15 protein-coding genes are annotated in these 17,164 nt (G+C 54.4%); 9 read left to right on the forward strand and 6 right to left on the reverse strand.

Going from position 1 to position 17,164, the window contains the following annotated elements; all coding sequences use genetic code 11:
* Positions 1-4: 4 nt before the first annotated feature.
* From CAP48_RS14700 to CAP48_RS14720, 5 genes are all read right to left on the reverse strand, one after another.
* The gene (locus CAP48_RS14700; RefSeq protein ID WP_100698018.1) at positions 5-721 is read right to left on the reverse strand and encodes a succinate dehydrogenase iron-sulfur subunit; all 717 of its coding nucleotides are present in this window, start codon (positions 719-721) and stop codon (positions 5-7) included.
* Positions 722-731: 10 nt separating this feature from the next.
* Positions 732-2,510, reverse strand: a complete 1,779-nt coding sequence (gene sdhA, locus CAP48_RS14705) for a succinate dehydrogenase flavoprotein subunit (RefSeq protein ID WP_100698020.1) — start codon at positions 2,508-2,510, stop codon at positions 732-734.
* A 3-nt stretch (positions 2,511-2,513) separates the two neighbouring features.
* The gene (gene sdhD / locus CAP48_RS14710) at positions 2,514-2,894 is read right to left on the reverse strand and encodes a succinate dehydrogenase, hydrophobic membrane anchor protein (RefSeq protein WP_369806364.1); all 381 of its coding nucleotides are present in this window, start codon (positions 2,892-2,894) and stop codon (positions 2,514-2,516) included.
* Positions 2,891-3,304 carry a succinate dehydrogenase, cytochrome b556 subunit gene (gene sdhC, locus CAP48_RS14715; protein WP_100698024.1) on the reverse strand — a complete coding sequence of 138 codons (414 nt, stop codon included), beginning with the start codon at positions 3,302-3,304 and terminating at the stop codon, positions 2,891-2,893. Before sdhC ends, sdhD begins: the two co-directional genes overlap by 4 nt.
* A 96-nt stretch (positions 3,305-3,400) precedes the next feature.
* On the reverse strand, positions 3,401-4,156 hold the full coding sequence (locus CAP48_RS14720) for a GntR family transcriptional regulator (protein ID WP_100698026.1): 756 nt from the start codon (positions 4,154-4,156) through the stop codon (positions 3,401-3,403).
* Between the two features lie 177 nt (positions 4,157-4,333).
* On the opposite strand from CAP48_RS14720, the gene CAP48_RS14725 reads away from it, so the two are divergent.
* The 6 genes from CAP48_RS14725 to CAP48_RS14750 all read left to right on the forward strand — a co-directional run bounded on the left by CAP48_RS14725 (position 4,334) and on the right by CAP48_RS14750 (position 10,327).
* Positions 4,334-5,323, forward strand: coding sequence for a malate dehydrogenase (locus tag CAP48_RS14725; protein WP_100698028.1), 990 nt, complete (start codon positions 4,334-4,336; stop codon positions 5,321-5,323).
* Positions 5,324-5,488: 165 nt separating this feature from the next.
* Positions 5,489-6,376 carry a methylisocitrate lyase gene (prpB, locus tag CAP48_RS14730; RefSeq protein ID WP_100698030.1) on the forward strand — a complete coding sequence of 296 codons (888 nt, stop codon included), beginning with the start codon at positions 5,489-5,491 and terminating at the stop codon, positions 6,374-6,376.
* Positions 6,377-6,404: 28 nt separating this feature from the next.
* Positions 6,405-7,622, forward strand: a complete 1,218-nt coding sequence (gene prpC, locus CAP48_RS14735) for a 2-methylcitrate synthase (protein ID WP_100698032.1) — start codon at positions 6,405-6,407, stop codon at positions 7,620-7,622.
* Positions 7,623-7,661: 39 nt separating this feature from the next.
* Positions 7,662-9,113: a bifunctional 2-methylcitrate dehydratase/aconitate hydratase gene (locus tag CAP48_RS14740; RefSeq protein ID WP_100698034.1), complete on the forward strand. Its 1,452-nt coding sequence runs from the start codon at positions 7,662-7,664 to the stop codon at positions 9,111-9,113.
* 479 nt (positions 9,114-9,592) lie between these two features.
* Entirely contained in the window at positions 9,593-9,988 is a 396-nt protein-coding gene (locus CAP48_RS14745) for a hypothetical protein (RefSeq protein WP_242444508.1), read from the forward strand.
* Positions 9,989-10,048: 60 nt separating this feature from the next.
* Entirely contained in the window at positions 10,049-10,327 is a 279-nt protein-coding gene (locus CAP48_RS14750; protein WP_100698036.1) for a GNAT family N-acetyltransferase, read from the forward strand.
* Between the two features lie 330 nt (positions 10,328-10,657).
* On the opposite strand, the gene CAP48_RS14755 is transcribed toward CAP48_RS14750, so the two are convergent.
* The gene (locus CAP48_RS14755) at positions 10,658-11,623 is read right to left on the reverse strand and encodes a hypothetical protein (protein ID WP_100698038.1); all 966 of its coding nucleotides are present in this window, start codon (positions 11,621-11,623) and stop codon (positions 10,658-10,660) included.
* A gap of 249 nt (positions 11,624-11,872) precedes the next feature.
* Here CAP48_RS14755 and acnB point away from each other — a divergent pair, with 249 nt between their 5' ends.
* The 3 genes from acnB (at position 11,873) to CAP48_RS14770 (ending at position 17,025) form a co-directional block, all read left to right on the forward strand.
* Entirely contained in the window at positions 11,873-14,458 is a 2,586-nt protein-coding gene (gene acnB / locus CAP48_RS14760) for a bifunctional aconitate hydratase 2/2-methylisocitrate dehydratase (RefSeq protein ID WP_100698040.1), read from the forward strand.
* 399 nt (positions 14,459-14,857) lie between these two features.
* The gene (locus CAP48_RS14765; protein ID WP_100698042.1) at positions 14,858-15,229 is read left to right on the forward strand and encodes a glyoxalase superfamily protein; all 372 of its coding nucleotides are present in this window, start codon (positions 14,858-14,860) and stop codon (positions 15,227-15,229) included.
* A gap of 605 nt (positions 15,230-15,834) precedes the next feature.
* Positions 15,835-17,025, forward strand: coding sequence for a PLP-dependent aminotransferase family protein (locus CAP48_RS14770; protein WP_100698044.1), 1,191 nt, complete (start codon positions 15,835-15,837; stop codon positions 17,023-17,025).
* Positions 17,026-17,164 lie beyond the last annotated feature (139 nt).

A 17,164-nucleotide genomic window follows, 5' to 3' on the forward strand; every position in this document is an offset into this window, starting at 1 on the left:
GTAATCAGACCGCACGACGAACCATCAGTTCCTTGATCTTGCCAATTGCTTTGGTCGGATTCAGCCCTTTCGGACATACATCGGCACAATTCATAATGGTATGACAACGGAACAGACGGTATGGATCGTTCAGATTATCGAGACGGGCGTTCGTATCTTCGTCGCGACTGTCTGCAATAAACCGGTAAGCCTGAAGCAATCCGGCAGGGCCGACAAACTTGTCAGGATTCCACCAGAAGGAAGGACAGGAAGTTGAGCAGCACGCGCACAGAATGCACTCATACAGGCCGTCGAGCTCTTCGCGGGCTTCGGGCGACTGCAGGCGTTCCTTCTCTGGCGGCGGCGTATCGTTGACCAGATACGGGCGTACGGAATGATACTGATTGAAGAAGTGCGTCATATCAACGATCAGGTCACGAATGACCGGCAGACCGGGCAACGGACGCAGAACAATCGGCTCTTTCAGCTCGTTCAGATTCGTGGTACACGCCAGGCCGTTTCTGCCATTGATATTCATAGCATCGGAACCGCATACCCCTTCGCGGCATGAACGACGGATGGCAAGACTGTCATCCACGTCGTTCTTGATGCGGATAATGGCATCGAGCAGCATCTTGTCTGTCGGTTGCAGCTCCACTTCCAGTTTCTGCATGTAGGGGCGCTCGTCCTTGTCGGGATCGTAGCGGTAAATCTCGAATTTCATGGTACGTTTTGTGCTCATAATACCCTGCTTAGAATGTACGTGCTTTTGGAGGGAACGACTCGACGGTCAGCGGCTTCATATGTACCGGCTTGTATTCCAGACGGTTATCGGCCGAGTGCCACAACGTATGCTTGAGCCAGTTCGCATCATCGCGCTCTGGGTGATCATCCAGAGCGTGCGCGCCGCGACTCTCGGTACGGTTTGCTGCTGACTGGATCGTGGCACGGGCCACTTCGGTCATATTGGCCAGCTCCAGCGCCTCGACACGCGCCGTATTGAAGACCTTGGATTTGTCGTCAAATTTGACATGCTTGGCCTGCTCGGCCAGCTCGTTGATCTGGCCGACACCTTCCCTGAGCAATTCGAGAGTGCGGAACACACCGCAATGACGCTGCATGGAGGCGCGAATGCTGTTGCCCACATCCTGCACTTTCTCGCCGCTCGTGCGCGATTCCAGTTCATTGACGCGAGACACCGAGAAGTCCAGCGATTCCTTGGGCACATCCTGATGCGAGAGCTGGCGTTCCAGATGCGACTCCACAATCCGGTTGCCGGCTGAACGGCCAAAGACCACAAGGTCAAGCAGCGAGTTGGTGCCCAGGCGGTTGGCGCCGTGCACCGATACGGCCGCGCATTCGCCGATTGCATACAGGCCATTGACGATTTTTTCTTCGCCATTTTCCCAGGTAACCACTTCGCCATGATAGTTGGCCGGAATGCCGCCCATTTGATAGTGGATGGTTGGCACAACGGGAATGGGCTCCTTGATGGGATCCACGTTGCCGAACTTGATCGCGATCTCGCGAATGGAAGGCAGGCGCTTGTTAATGACATCCGCACCCAGGTGATCCAGCTTGAGTACCACATAACTGCCGTCGGGACCACAGCCGCGGCCTTCCTTGATTTCCTGGTCCATTGAGCGCGAAACAAAATCGCGTGGGGCCAGATCTTTCAGGGTTGGCGCATAGCGCTCCATGAACCGCTCGCCGTCCTTGTTCAACAGGATACCGCCTTCGCCGCGCACCCCTTCGGTAATCAGCACACCCGCGCCAGCTACGCCGGTTGGGTGAAATTGCCAGAATTCCATGTCCTGCAGACAGATGCCGGCACGGGCAGCCATACCCAGTCCGTCGCCGGTGTTAATGAAGGCATTGGTGGAGGCCTGCCAGATGCGACCGGCGCCACCGGTAGCCAGGACAACGGCCTTGGCTTCCAGAATATAGATTTCACCGGTTTCCATTTCGAGCGCGGTGACACCCACAACATCGCCGGCGTCATTGCGCAGCAGGTCAAGTGCCATCCATTCGACAAAGAACTGGGTGCGCGCCGCAACGTTACGCTGATACAAGGTGTGCAACAGTGCGTGACCGGTACGGTCAGCCGCTGCACAGGCACGCTGCACGGGCTTCTCGCCGAAGTTGGCGGTATGGCCGCCAAATGGACGCTGGTAAATGGTGCCGTTGGCATTGCGGTCAAACGGCATGCCAAAGTGCTCAAGTTCGTAAACCGCATTGGGCGCCTGACGGCACATGAACTCAATGGCGTCCTGATCGCCCAGCCAGTCCGATCCCTTAACGGTATCGTACATGTGCCAGTACCAGTTGTCTTCGCTCATATTGCCCAGCGAGGCGCCGATACCACCCTGCGCGGCTACCGTATGGGAGCGGGTTGGAAAAACCTTGGAAAGGACGGCGACGGATAATCCGGCCTGAGCCAATTGAAGGGAGCAGCGCATGCCGGAACCGCCGGCACCTACAACCACTACATCAAACTGGCGGCGCGGTAAGGATGAATTGATAGCGACCACGGCTTATAAACTCCAGACAATTTTTGCGAAATACAGGACGGCGGCGATCAGCCACAGGATAGTGAGCACCTGCAACGTTAATCGGACACCCACGGGTTTGACGTAATCCATCCAGATATCGCGTACGCCGATCCACCCGTGCCAGGCAAGTGAGAAAAAGGCCAGCGTTGCCGCGATCTGCCCCAGGGGCAGGCCCCAACAGGAGAACGTAAAGAACCCTTTCCAGGATTCGTAATTAATGGGGGTGAACAGCGCTGCAATCAGGAAAATGATTGAATACACAGCCAGAATCACGGCTGTAATACGCTGAACAATGAAATCCTTGATGCCATAGCCCGCACCCACAACCAGGCGTTTTGTACCTACCCGTTCTTTGGCCATCAGATTGCTCCAAACATTTTAACGGCGAACACCAGGGTGAGCGCCAGACTGACTCCCATGACCACGGCTGCGCTTTTCTGTGCCGACACCTTGTCAATACCAATATGCAGGTCCAGGACCAGGTAACGGATACCGGCGCACAGATGATGCATGAAGCCCCAAAGCAGAACCAACAGGATCAGCTTGAGAATGAGACCGCCTGCCCCGCTGCCCAACGATGCAAAACTTTCCGGCGACGCTACACTGGCGGCAAAAAGCGGGATCAGGATGATGGGAAGACTGAGAAAAAGCATAGCGCCACTGATTCGATGCAAAATAGACACTTTGCCAGCAGCCGGCAGGTGGTATTTTGTGATCTGGGCAACATCGATATTACGATATTGCGGGCGCTGTTTTGACGGGGTGTCTGACATAACGGCCTCTAGGAAACAAACTACAACAAAATAAAAAATAAAAATGCACGTAAAAATGCGAAGAACCGCTGTCCGGCCCCCGCATTTTTGATCGAATTAGTTTAAACCATTTCGATAATGATAATGTTCGGTTACATATAAACCCCGGCGAATCTCCATGGGCCTGTCACCATAGGTGTAGGAAACACGATTGACCTGCAACAGCGGCGCGCCTTCCGTCGCTTTAAGAAGCGCTGCGGTCTCGGCATCACAGGCCACCGCCTTGAGTTTTTCGTCGGCGCGAACCATGTTCACGCCAAATTCCGTCTCAAAAAAACCGTATAGTGGGCCATTCATTGCCTGCAGCTTTTCAATACTCAGACCCTTGAATGCGTCTCCCGGAAGCCAGATTTCGTCGAGCACGGTGGGCACGGTGCCAAATGACATGATCCGCCGGATATAAATCACGGAATCGCTGCTGCGCAGCAAAAGTACGCGTGCCACATCCTGCGACGCACGCTGCCGGCTACACTGTAAATAAACGCTTTGGGCGCGGGCTGCATTTCCTTCGCTGTCAGATTTTAACCTTAAAAAACGATAGCGGACCTGCGCCTCATGGTGCGTGGCAACAAATGTTCCCTTGCCCTGCCGACGAATCAGCAGATTTTCGGCAGCCAACTCGTCTATGGCCTTGCGCACCGTTCCCTGACTGACCTGGAAACGCGCCGCCAGCTCTAGCTCGCTGGGAATGCTCTCGCCCGGCTTCCATTCGCCTTCGTGCAAACTGTGAACCAGCAGGTCCTTGATTTGTTTATACAAAGGGCTGAATGCCGCAGCAGACGACTTCAACGAGGAGGTTGGGATTTCAGACATGTTCGGTGAACAAATTAAAACCTGTTTATTATCTCATATTGCGAGCCGAATTGTCTATTCTTATATAAGATATAAGTTATAAGACAATTTGACGATACGGCAGATTTCTACTAAGCTTTAGCGTTAAAATCATTTCAAATATTTCCGTTTTTCCCCCTTATTTATTGGAGATCCCCTATGTCCAAACCCGCCGTACGCGTCGCCGTCACGGGCGCCGCCGGTCAGATCGGCTACGCTCTGCTTTTCCGCATTGCATCAGGCGAGATGCTTGGTAAAGACCAGCCCGTTATTTTGCAACTGCTGGAAATCCCCGACGAAAAAGCGCAAAAGGCCCTCAAAGGGGTCATCATGGAACTGGATGACTGCGCCTTTCCGTTATTGGAGGAAATCACCGCTCACAGCGATCCGAAAACGGCTTTCAAAGATGCCGATATTGCACTGCTGGTTGGCGCACGCCCGCGCGGCCCTGGCATGGAGCGTAAAGACCTGCTCAAGGTCAATGCCCAGATTTTCACAGCACAGGGCAAGGCACTCAATGAGGTCGCCAGTCGCAACGTCAAAGTGCTGGTCGTGGGCAACCCTGCCAACACCAACGCCTACATCGCCATGAAGTCCGCACCGGATCTGCCTGCCAAAAATTTCACTGCGATGCTGCGCCTGGATCATAACCGTGCCCTCACTCAACTGGCGCAAAAATCCGGTAAAGCCGTCAAGGACATTGAAAAACTCGTGGTCTGGGGCAACCATTCGCCTACCATGTATCCTGACATCCGCTTTGCCACCGTTGGCGGCCAAGGACTGGAAAAACTGATCAACGACGATGCATGGAACAAAGACACCTTTATTCCTACCGTCGGCAAGCGCGGCGCAGCCATCATTGAAGCACGCGGCCTGTCCTCTGCAGCCTCTGCAGCCAATGCAGCTATCGACCATGTGCGTGACTGGGTTCTGGGCAGCAATGGCAAATGGGTCACCATGGGCGTGCCGTCTGACGGCTCCTACGGTATTCCCGAAGGCATTATTTATGGCGTGCCCGTCATCACGGAAAACGGCGAATATCAGGTTGTGAAAGACCTTGAGATCAACGAGTTCTCCCGTGAGCGCATGGACTTTACCCTGAAAGAGTTGCTCGAAGAGCGCGACGGCGTCGCGGACTTGCTGGGCTAACCCTGGATACACAAATAGCCACGGTGCCGTGGCTATTTTTTTAACATTACAGCGACCCATACACAAAAAAATGTTCTAAGCCGGTGGCAATTATCTTCTGAAGGACAGTGTTCGGTCGCCATTGCGCAGATAATCTTCTGTACATCATTTCTACCCGGAGACTGTATGTCAACTATTTCGTCCGCAGGGGCCCGCTTTCGCCAGGCCCTGACTGAAGAAAAGCCGCTTCAGGTTATCGGCGCCATCAATGCCAACCATGCCCTGCTGGCCAAACGCGCCGGCTACAAAGCCATTTACCTTTCCGGGGGCGGCGTCGCTGCCGGCTCACTGGGCCTGCCGGATCTTGGCATCAACACACTGGACGATGTGCTTACCGACGTGCGACGCATTACCGATGTATGCGACACCCCGCTCATGGTGGACATCGACACGGGTTTCGGACCCTCGGCATTCAATATCGGACGCACCGTAAAAAGCCTGATCAAGTTCGGCGCCGGCGCATGCCACATTGAAGACCAGGTCGGCGCCAAGCGCTGCGGCCATCGCCCCGGAAAAGAAATCGTCACCACCGGTGAGATGGTCGATCGCGTCAAGGCTGCCGTCGATGCCAAGACCGATAGCAATTTCTTCATTATCGCCCGCACCGATGCCATTGCAGTAGACGGCGTCGATGCTGCGATCGAACGCGCCATCAAGTGCGTCGAGGCAGGCGCAGACGGTATTTTCGCCGAAGCGGCCTACGATCTGCCGACCTACGAAAAATTTGCCAGCGCCATCAGCGTGCCCTTGCTGGCCAACATTACCGAGTTTGGTCAGACCCCGCTGTTTACGGTCCAGGAGCTCGGCGGCGTGGGCGTGGGTATGGTACTGTATCCGCTATCGGCCTTCCGCGCCATGAACAAAGCGGCAGAAAACGTCTACACAGCCATTCGCCGCGACGGGCATCAGAAAAGCGTGATCGACCAAATGCAGACGCGCGATGAGCTTTATGATCGCATTGGTTACCACGATTTCGAACAGAAACTTGACGCTCTGTTCGCCAGCAAAAAATAACACTTTATATCAGCCAGGAGATAACACTATGTCTACAAAAGCGATTAAGCCAGCAAAAGCCCGCAAAGCCGCCAGCGCACCCGCTGCCGCGGCCTCCGCCGACAATCCCGCAGGCTTCAAACCGAAAAAATCAGTCGCCTTGTCCGGCGTTGTGGCGGGCAATACGGCCATTTGCACGGTCGGACGCAGCGGCAACGATCTGAATTACCGCGGCTATGACATTCTTGATCTGGCTGACTCCAGTGAATTTGAAGAGATCGCCCATTTGCTCATCCACGGCAAACTGCCAACGCAGGCTGAACTGACGGCGTACAAGCAAAAGCTCAAGCGTTATCGCGGTTTGCCTGCCAACCTGCAGACGGTACTTGAATCCCTGCCGGCCCATAGTCATCCGATGGATGTGATGCGCACTGCCGTCTCCGTCCTGGGCTGCACCCTGCCCGAGAAGGACGATCACAATCTGGCAGATGCGCGCGATATCGCTGACCGACTGATGGCCAGCCTGGGCTCTGCCCTGCTTTACTGGTATCACTTCAGCCACAACGGCCGCATCATCGATGTGCAGACAGACGACGACAGTATCGGCGGACATTTCCTGCATCTGCTACATGGCCAGACGCCGTCCAAAGAATGGGTGCGCGCCATGCACACCTCGCTGATTCTGTATGCGGAGCACGAATTCAATGCTTCCACGTTTACCGGCCGTGTTGTCGCCGGCACAGGATCGGATATGTTCTCGGCCATCTCGGGCGCAATTGGCGCGCTGCGTGGTCCCAAACATGGCGGTGCTAACGAAGTGGCTTTCGAAGTGCAAAAACGCTATGACACGCCTGACGAGGCTGAAACCGATATTCGCAAGCGCGTAGAAAACAAGGAGGTCATCATCGGATTCGGTCACCCGGTTTACACCATTTCCGATCCGCGCAATGTCGTGATCAAGCGCGTGGCAAAAAAACTGTCCCAGGATGCGGGCACCACGAAAATGTTCAATATTGCAGAACGGCTGGAAACCGTAATGATGGACATCAAAAAGATGTTTCCTAACCTGGACTGGTTCTCTGCCGTGTCCTACCACATGATGGGCATTCCCACTTCGATGTTTACCCCTCTGTTTGTCATCGCACGAACCGCAGGCTGGTCAGCGCACATTATCGAACAGCGTATCGACAACAAAATCATCCGGCCAACGGCCAACTACACCGGTCCGGATGATCAGAAATTCGTGCCGCTGTCCAAACGCAAATAATCACAATCGTATTATTCATCTTGTTATACAGGTAACTACATGTCCAGCCATATTTCAAATGTCCGTCCCGAGCCGGATCAGGTCCTTGTCGACATCGTCGACTATGTTCTTAACTATGAGGTCGACAGCGATGTCGCCTATGAAACGGCGCGCAACTGCCTGATCGATACGCTTGGTTGCGGCCTGGAAGCGCTCGAATACCCGGCATGCCGCAAGCTGCTGGGCCCCATCGTGCCAGGCACCGTGGTTCCCAATGGCGCCAAGGTACCCGGCACGCAGTTTCAACTTGACCCGGTACAGGCTGCATTCAATATCGGCGCCATGATCCGCTGGCTCGACTTCAATGACACCTGGCTTGCTGCAGAATGGGGCCACCCTTCGGACAATTTGGGCGGCATCCTGGCGACCGCAGACTGGCTGTCACGCAATGCAATCGCCGCAGGCAAGACGCCGCTGACGATGCGCAACGTGCTGACCGCCATGATCAAGGCCCACGAAATCCAGGGCTGCATTGCACTGGAAAATTCATTCAACAAAGTTGGCCTGGATCACGTGGTATTGGTCAAGGTAGCCTCCACCGCCGTGGTTGCGCACATGCTTGGCCTGACTCGTGACGAAATCATCAATGCCGTATCACTGGCATGGGTCGACGGTCAAAGTCTTCGCACTTATCGCCACGCACCCAACGCAGGCAGTCGCAAGTCCTGGGCTGCGGGCGATGCCACCAGCCGCGCCGTGCGCCTGGCACTGATTGCAAAAACTGGTGAAATGGGCTACCCATCGGCACTGACAGCCAAAACTTGGGGATTTTACGATGTGCTGTTCAAAGGGCAGCCGTTCAAGTTCCAGCGCCCCTATGGCAGTTATGTCATGGAAAACGTGCTGTTCAAAATTTCGTTTCCGGCGGAATTTCATTCGCAGACGGCCGTTGAGTGCGCCATGCAGATCCATGACCAGATCGTGGCTGCCGGCAAAACCGCCGACGATATCAAGAAAATCACGATCCGCACCCATGAAGCGTGTATCCGCATCATTGACAAAAAGGGCCCGCTGAATAATCCGGCCGACCGCGATCATTGCATTCAATATATGGTTGCCGTGCCTATTCTATACGGGCGTCTTACTGCAGGCGACTATGAAGACGGCATTGCTGCCGATCCACGTATTGATGCACTGCGCGAGAAGATTGAATGTGTCGAAGATCCCGCGTTCACCCGTGATTATCATGATCCCGAACAACGCTCTATTGCCAATGCGCTGACCGTTGAATTCAATGACGGCAGCAAACTGGCAGAAGTGGTGTGCGAATACCCCATCGGCCACAAGCGTCGTCGCCAGGATGGCATCCCCCTGCTGGAGGCCAAATTCCGCATCAACCTGGCACGCGTGTTTCCAGACAAGCAGCAGGATAAAATCCTGGCAGTTTCACTAGACCAAAAGGCGCTTGAAACAATGCCGGTTCATGAGTACGTTGACATGTACGTCATTTAGCGGAGGCCATAAGTCTTCGTTATAAACAAAAGTCGTCATTAACGGAAACGGCATCTCTCGGGATGCCGTTTTTGCCAGCGGCTTAGCGCCCGCCGCGGTGCTACGGCAGTTCTGCTGCGATGCGGCCGCACTTGCGCCGCAGTTCTGCTGCAGATTTTCTGCGGGTCTGGCGCGCTGCTGCCCTGTGAATGGCGCGATTCTACCGCACCTTCACGTCACACGTGATTCCGTCGCAGCTTGAGTCCTCGCGTGATTCCCTCGCGCCTTCAGTCCGCGCATGGTTGTACCGCAGCTTATATCTTCGCGCGATCCCGCGCCTGCAATACTGTCGCGGTAATGATCAACGCTTCTGCTGCTGTCGGGCGACCTGCCGGTCGCAGGAAAATATCGCCATCACGCGGCGTCTACACCCTGCTTGCCGGCAAATTCGCTTACTATTGCTTCATTGTCCTTCACATTCGTCATACCCATTTGTTGCCATGTTTCATCCTTATATTGCAGCGGCGCTGCCGTTTATTCTGAGTCTTCTGGTCGCCTGTCTGGTCATTGCCCTCGCTTCTATCCTGTATTTGGCATTTGTCTCACTTAAAGAAACCAATGCCTTGCTCAAGCACCCGTATTTGACGCAACAGCCGTTCAATCGTTACCCGCTGGGAATTCGCGGCGCGATTTTGCTGGACTACTTCCTGCGTCTGTTTTTACCCAATAGCACCGTATGGCTTGCCGGCCATGCCAATATCCTGCTGGCGCACGTCAATCCGAAAACGGTTCCGCTGCGGATTCGCTGGCCGTTACTGGGTTTGTGGGGAGCGTGCCTGCTGGGTATTGTGCTGATGATTATCTTCTGGGGCCTGATGCTCACGGCTCGGCAGTAGCACGCAGTCATACCAGTGAGGCGCCATTGCGCCCACTTTCGCCATGAAAAGGAATTGCCGATGACTTTGCAAATTAATCACCGTCCTGAAGCAGGACGAATCGAAGCCAACGTTGAAAACAACCTCTGCTATATTGAATATCGGCTGGACAGCACGGTTATGCATGTCCTGCATACCATTGTGCCCGCTGCGGTAGGCGGACGAGGGATCGCTGGCAAACTGACCGACTATGCGCTGGACCTGGCGCGGGAAAACGGCTGGAAAATCAATCCGGTATGCAGCTACACCGCAGCTTATTTCAAACGTCATCCGGAGCATCGAGACCTGTCAGCGGCATGACCGGTACGGTTGGAACGATACAGTAAGGCGCGAATAAAAATGTACGGTCGCTGATCTCACTGTACGGTTGCTGATCTCACTGTACGGTTGCTGATCTCCCTGAACGGTTGATGGTCACGCTATGCAGGCGAAAATAATTCTGTACAGCCAAATATGACACACTATACCGTCGCGAATAATACGGTGTTATCGGGCGATATAAACCGACATACATGACCATAACCGCGCCACGTGATCGGTGAGCGCGTCCCTGAAAGACTCGCAACAATAAACCTCTCTAAGACTCGCAATAATAAGCCGGCCGGAAAAACCGACCGGGCGAAACAAAAGTCAGTTGCTGACCTTCACATTCAACTGCTGCACCGCCTTAGCGATTGCTTCCCTATTACCCATTTGCGTCTGCATGACAAATGACATGAGTTGCAATGGCGGATTGGGCGTGATGGAGATTTTCAGGCTGCCTGCATCGTTTTTCATGAAGCGGCTGACCGACTTGCACACTTGTTCGGCATTGGCAATGCCCTGCGTCGGCGCCTCCTTCAGGCAATTGCTTTCCTCTTGGGCCACGCGGGCATCAAAAGCCTGCAGTTGCTGCTCGGTCGGCTTGCCATCTACAGGCGCTACGCCCTGCTGCACCTTCACCACGCGAGGCATCACGCCTCCATCGTCGAACATCACCGACAACTGATGGATCTTCAGCGACGATAACGCACCCATGAGCGCGAGCGGATTGGACTGAAGCTCGTCGCGCTGCGTGCGCGAAGCCTTGATAAGCTCAGCAATCTGGCTCACTTTCACCACCGCTTTGAGCTCGCCGACTTCCGGCTGCTTTAAAACGAGATCAAGATCACCAGCATCCTGTTTCTCATCTTGCACTCCCTTCATCCGACCTTCCAGCAAGGGCAATTTGTCATAACCCAGTTCGCCCGCCTTGTCCGCGAGCAGGCTCAAAAGCGGACTGTTGCCGGTTTCATCGGCAACCCCGGCAAATTCGAAATCGTAGTGCTGCTCGTCGTTGTCAACCTGCAATTGGTGAACTGTCAGATTATTAATCGTGAAGAACCGGGCCGGGTCGTCCTCGTGAACGACTTTTACGTCATGCAAGGATGCATTCCCCAGAATCGACGCATCCAGTGAACGCCATGTCACGTTTTGCTGCATGCCATTTTCCACCAAGTATGCATTGAGCTGTTCTTCGATACGGATTTTAGCGTAGTAATTACCCCCGAACCAGACAGCCGCGGCCACCACCACCAGCGCACCTGCCGTAACTCCAAATTTTCTGGATCCTGCCATGTTGTTTCCTTACTTTCGTTGAATTACGCAACAATTTGTCTTTCCGTCGCGGTATGGCATATTTAGATACCGTTTGGCACAAATTGCGAAGCCCATCGGACCCTTGCGGGATTGTAACGGGTTTCACCGCAGGCGAGTGTGTCGCATCCAGTCTTATGTCTTATATAAGACATTTGCTTAAATACGGCTAAACCCTTATAATGATAGGTGAAAATCATATCCCTCCTCTTCTCTTTCAAGGGTCTTAACATGTTGGAATCCTATCGTCAGCACGCCGCAGAACGCGATGCGCTGGGCATCCCTCCGCTACCTCTTTCTGCACAGCAAACAGCCGCTCTCATTGAGCTGCTCAAGGCGCCGCCGGCCGGACAAGAGGCGTTTCTGCTTGATCTGATCACCCATCGCGTGCCCGCCGGTGTTGATGATGCAGCCAAAGTCAAGGCGTCTTATCTGGCGGCCGTCGCCTTTGGTACAGAAAAATGCCCCCTGATTTCCGATGAAAAAGCGACTGAATTGCTGGGCACGATGCTGGGCGGCTATAACATCAGCCCGCTGGTTGAGCTGTTGGACAACGAAAAACTCGGTACGATGGCTGCCGAAGCCCTGAAAAAAACCCTGCTCGTATTTGACGCTTTCCACGATGTCCAGGAAAAAGCAGAAAAAGGCAATGCTAACGCCAAGGCCGTAATGCAAAGCTGGGCCGATGCCGAATGGTTCACCAGCCGTCCTGAAGTGCCCGAAAGCCTGACCATTACCGTATTCAAAGTGACCGGCGAAACCAATACCGATGACCTGTCACCGGCACCCGACGCCTGGAGCCGCCCGGATATTCCGCTGCACGCCCTGGCTATGCTGAAAAACCCGCGTGAGGGCATCGAGCCTCAGGAACCGGGCAAGATTGGCCCGATCAGCCAGTTGAACGAACTGAAGGCAAAAGGCCATCTAGTTGCCTATGTCGGAGACGTCGTCGGTACAGGCTCTTCACGTAAATCGGCAACCAACTCCGTTCTGTGGTTCACAGGTCAGGATATTCCTTTTGTGCCAAACAAGCGCTTTGGCGGCGTCTGTCTGGGCAGCAAGATCGCTCCAATCTTCTATAACACAATGGAAGACGCCGGCGCGTTACCAATCGAGCTGGACGTGTCGGACATGAACATGGGCGATATCGTTGAGCTGCGTCCCTACGAAGGCAAAGCCCTCAAAGACGGCAAGGTGATCGCCGAATTCAAGGTCAAATCCGATGTGCTGTTTGACGAAGTACGTGCCGGTGGCCGTATTCCGCTGATCATTGGACGCGGCCTGACCGCCAAGGCTCGTGAAGTGCTGGGCCTGCCAGCTTCAACCCTGTTTCGTTTGCCCATAGACCCTGCCGATTCCGGCAAAGGCTATACACTGGCCCAGAAAATGGTCGGCCGTGCCTGTGGCCTTCCTGAAGGCAAGGGTGTTCGCCCCGGTACATATTGTGAGCCGAAAATGACTTCGGTGGGCAGCCAGGATACAACCGGCCCCATGACCCGTGATGAACTCAAGGATCTGGCCTGCCTGGGCTTCTCTGCTGATTTGGTCATGCAGTCTTTCTGCCATACAGCGGCCTATCCGAAACCGGTAGATGTCAAAACCCACCACGAACTGCCCGACTTTATCAGTGACCGTGGCGGTATCGCACTGCGGCCCGGCGACGGCATCATCCACTCGTGGCTCAATCGGATGCTACTGCCTGATACAGTTGGCACCGGCGGCGACTCTCACACGCGCTTCCCGATCGGCATCAGTTTTCCGGCAGGCTCTGGCCTGGTCGCGTTTGCCGCAGCGACAGGCGTCATGCCGCTGGATATGCCCGAATCTGTGCTGGTCCGTTTCAAGGGTAAAATGCAGCCCGGCGTCACCCTGCGTGATCTGGTCAATGCGATTCCCCTGTATGCCATCAAAAATGGCCTGCTAACTGTTGCCAAACAGGGCAAGAAGAATATTTTTTCTGGCCGTATCCTGGAAATCGAAGGTCTGCCCAATCTTAAAATCGAGCAGGCATTTGAGCTGTCAGACGCTTCCGCGGAACGTTCTGCTGCCGGTTGTACCGTTCGTTTGAACAAAGAACCCATTATCGAATATCTGAACAGCAATATCACATTGCTAAAATGGATGATCGCCAATGGCTACGAAGACGAGCGCTCACTGGGCCGCCGTATCAAGGCCATGGAGGCCTGGCTTGCCAATCCGCAATTGCTTGAACCGGATGCTGACGCCGAGTACGCCGCAGTCATCGAAATCGACCTGGCCGATGTGCACGAGCCTGTTGTTGCCTGCCCGAACGATCCGGACGACGTCAAAACTCTGTCGGATGTGGCCGGTGAAAAAATTGACGAAGTGTTTATCGGCAGTTGCATGACCAACATCGGGCACTTCCGCGCCGCTTCCAAGCTGCTCGAAGGAAAACGCGATATTCCGGTAAAACTGTGGGTCGCCCCGCCAACCAAAATGGACCAGAAGCAGCTTACCGAAGAAGGGCACTATGGCGTGCTTGGGGTGGCTGGCGCCCGCATGGAAATGCCGGGCTGCTCTTTGTGCATGGGTAACCAGGCACAAGTTCGTGAAGGCGCCACCGTCATGTCCACTAGTACCCGTAACTTCCCGAATCGCTTGGGCAAGAATACGTTCGTGTATCTCGGATCGGCCGAACTGGCCGCGATCTGCTCACGCCTTGGCAAAATCCCGACTCGGGAAGAATACATGGCCGATATGGGTATCATCGACAAGAATAGCGAAAACATCTATCGCTACATGAACTTCGATCAAATTGAAGACTTCAAGGAAATCGCGGATTCCGTTGGTATTTGATGGACATCGGTCAGCAATGCCAACGCTGACCGCAATTGCAAAGGCATCGGTTTAAAGTGGCCGCCGCCTTCGCAAACCACGCAAGTTATCGGCGCTCGCGCGCACACCGAACCCGGCACACTGTTGCCGGGTTTTTCATTGCCATACTGTTTTTTATTGTCGGCATTAGTTGCGGCTTTTTACTTCAGCGATTTGCAGTTATCTTCGATTACGGCGTTGAATAGTATTTTTTATTACTGTGCTTTATTCCTGCCTCTTATTGCTGATTTTTATCACAGCTGTTATTGTCTGCCAAATCCGTCGTAATGTTAGCCGCTAAATCCCGAAATACACCGTGGCAGCGCCTTTTTTCCCAGCCCCCCGTTGACAATCAACCGGTTTTTTCTCGGATACACCGTCATGCGCCTTGATCATCCCGTCCCCATTCTACGTATTTTCAACGTCCCGCTTGCCGAGACCTTCTATCTAGATTTCCTGGGCTTCAAAAAGTGCTGGGAGCACCGTTTTGCCCCCGACATGCCGTTATACGTCCAAATCGCCCGCGACAACGTAATACTGCATCTGAGCGAACACTTTGGCGACGGCACGCCGGGCAGCGCCGTTTTCGTGCCCATGGAGGGCATACACAAGTTGCAGCAGGAGCTGATCGCCAAACAGGCATCGTTTGCCCGTCCAGGCGTCACAAAAGAATCGTGGGGCTTTACCATGAATATTGCAGACCCGTTCGGCAATCATCTGCGATTTTGTGAACAGCATCACGAACAGGGTTAATTGAGCCTGCCTCGCGGCATGTTATCCCACGTGCGACATGTTATCTCCTCAGGCGACAAGTGATTACCCCCACGCTGCGGGCCATAATCACACGCTGCAGGCTCATAGCCACTCTCGACAGGCCGCGGGACCATCCCATCGCCAACCTCTCGCCATGGCGCGCCGGAGGGTACCTGCGTCGCCCTGCCTGCCCAAGCCCTAAGGCACGTTGGATACCGTTATTTGTCTGCCCGCGTCGGCCCCGCTGAGGGGCTCGTTCCCAACACGCATCGGGTACGGGCCGCCCTTTGCCCGGGTGCGCGCAAAGCCTTCATTGGCGCTGTATTGGTGCCGTTGCCATAACAGTTTTGCGCCAAAAACCACCTTTGCAGGACAAATTCAGCGCTTTTGCATCAATCGCTTGAAAAGCCGCGCCGGTGGTGGTGTAATCGACAGCATACTTTACCAGATAGACGCTTTATACGAATTAACAAAATTTCTATAAAACATGTCTTTTACACAAGACTTGCGGTTCTGTATGGGTTAAAGCCATTCCTGTGATGCCGGGCTGTGCCAGTGTGCAACCTGCGCTTCATCTATCTGTCCGAATAATTCCAACAGTCATTATGAACCGAGTTCCCTTTCAATTCTCCCAACGTGCCACGCAACTGACCAGCTCTGCCATCCGCGAGATCCTGAAAATTACCGAACGCCCTGATGTCACGTCCTTTGCCGGTGGCCTGCCATCACACCTCGGATTCCCGAGTGAGCAGATTCGGGCTGCGTACGACAAGGTATTGTCCGAATCTCCCAATGTAGCCCTGCAGTACGGACCCACCGAAGGCTACCGGCCACTGCGCGAATGGGTTGTGAGCGATTTCCAGGCCCGTGGCACACAAATCGATATCGACGAAGTGCTGATCGTGTCCGGTTCTCAGCAGGCACTGGATCTGATCGGTAAATTGCTGATAGACCCTGGCAGCAAAGTACTGGTGGAATCTCCGAGCTATCTGGGCGCGCTGCAATCGTTCTCGCTCTTTGAACCGGTCTATGAGCCCGTTGCTACCGATGATGGCGGTCTCATCCCCGAGGACATCAGCGAAGAAAAAGCCGATGGCGCGCGTTTTATCTACTGTCTGCCCAATTTCCAGAATCCGACGGGCCGCACCATGGACCTGGAACGGCGCAAGGCGCTCGTCGAGCGTTGCGCCCGCCTGAATGTGCCTATTGTCGAGGACGATCCGTACGGCGAGTTGCGCTACGTCGGCGAACCCTTGCCGGGGCTCTTGCATCTGGGTCGCCAGGCCGGCGCCACCGTCATGCGCATGGGCTCGTTCTCCAAAGTCCTTGCCCCGGGCATGCGCCTGGGCTATCTGGTTGCACCGCGTGAAATCATTGCCAAGCTGGTACAGATCAAGCAGGCCACCGACCTGCACACCGCTACCGTCACCCAGATGGCTGTGTACGAAACCATCAAGAATGGTTTTCTAACCACACATTTGCCCAAGGTACGCGAGTTGTATCGGAACCAGTGCCAGTACATGCTGGACGCAATGGACGAACACTTTCCCAAGTCGGCCAAATGGACCCGTCCTACGGGCGGCATGTTCATCTGGGTCACGGTTGATGAACAGTTTGATACTACTGCGGCGTTGGCGCAGGCCGTAGAACAATACAAAGTGGCCTATGTGCCGGGCGGACCTTTCTACCCAGACGCCTCGGCACCGAAAAACACGCTGCGCCTGAGCTTTGTTACTGTGACAGAGGAAAGAATCCGGGCCGGCATTGCTGACCTGGGCAAACTTTTCAAGGCATAACCCGGCCGGTCATTTCGTTTGACCGGCAATATCTGGCCAAGGCGGCTATCCCTGTGGATAGTCCGCTTTTTTGTAGCCGGTCACACAGGTAAAAAGGAGTAAAATGATCTACACTTAGGTCTGTTTTTTTGCAGATCCT

The organism is Advenella sp. S44 (assembly GCF_002810445.1).
Lineage (GTDB): Bacteria > Pseudomonadota > Gammaproteobacteria > Burkholderiales > Burkholderiaceae_B > Advenella.

What these genes read in the sequence shown, in the direction of transcription:
- CAP48_RS14725 (WP_100698028.1), top strand. Translation starts at nt 4,334, where the DNA reads ATGTCCAAACCCGCCGTACGCGTCGCCGTCACGGGCGCCGCCGGTCAG.
- prpC (WP_100698032.1), top strand. Translation starts at nt 6,405, where the DNA reads ATGTCTACAAAAGCGATTAAGCCAGCAAAAGCCCGCAAAGCCGCCAGC.
- CAP48_RS14700 (WP_100698018.1), bottom strand. Translation starts at nt 721, where the DNA reads ATGAGCACAAAACGTACCATGAAATTCGAGATTTACCGCTACGATCCC.
- CAP48_RS14770 (WP_100698044.1), top strand. Translation starts at nt 15,835, where the DNA reads ATGAACCGAGTTCCCTTTCAATTCTCCCAACGTGCCACGCAACTGACC.
- CAP48_RS14745 (WP_242444508.1), top strand. Translation starts at nt 9,593, where the DNA reads ATGTTTCATCCTTATATTGCAGCGGCGCTGCCGTTTATTCTGAGTCTT.
- acnB (WP_100698040.1), top strand. Translation starts at nt 11,873, where the DNA reads ATGTTGGAATCCTATCGTCAGCACGCCGCAGAACGCGATGCGCTGGGC.
- CAP48_RS14750 (WP_100698036.1), top strand. Translation starts at nt 10,049, where the DNA reads ATGACTTTGCAAATTAATCACCGTCCTGAAGCAGGACGAATCGAAGCC.
- prpB (WP_100698030.1), top strand. Translation starts at nt 5,489, where the DNA reads ATGTCAACTATTTCGTCCGCAGGGGCCCGCTTTCGCCAGGCCCTGACT.
- CAP48_RS14720 (WP_100698026.1), bottom strand. Translation starts at nt 4,156, where the DNA reads ATGTCTGAAATCCCAACCTCCTCGTTGAAGTCGTCTGCTGCGGCATTC.
- CAP48_RS14765 (WP_100698042.1), top strand. Translation starts at nt 14,858, where the DNA reads ATGCGCCTTGATCATCCCGTCCCCATTCTACGTATTTTCAACGTCCCG.
- CAP48_RS14755 (WP_100698038.1), bottom strand. Translation starts at nt 11,623, where the DNA reads ATGGCAGGATCCAGAAAATTTGGAGTTACGGCAGGTGCGCTGGTGGTG.
- sdhC (WP_100698024.1), bottom strand. Translation starts at nt 3,304, where the DNA reads ATGTCAGACACCCCGTCAAAACAGCGCCCGCAATATCGTAATATCGAT.
- CAP48_RS14740 (WP_100698034.1), top strand. Translation starts at nt 7,662, where the DNA reads ATGTCCAGCCATATTTCAAATGTCCGTCCCGAGCCGGATCAGGTCCTT.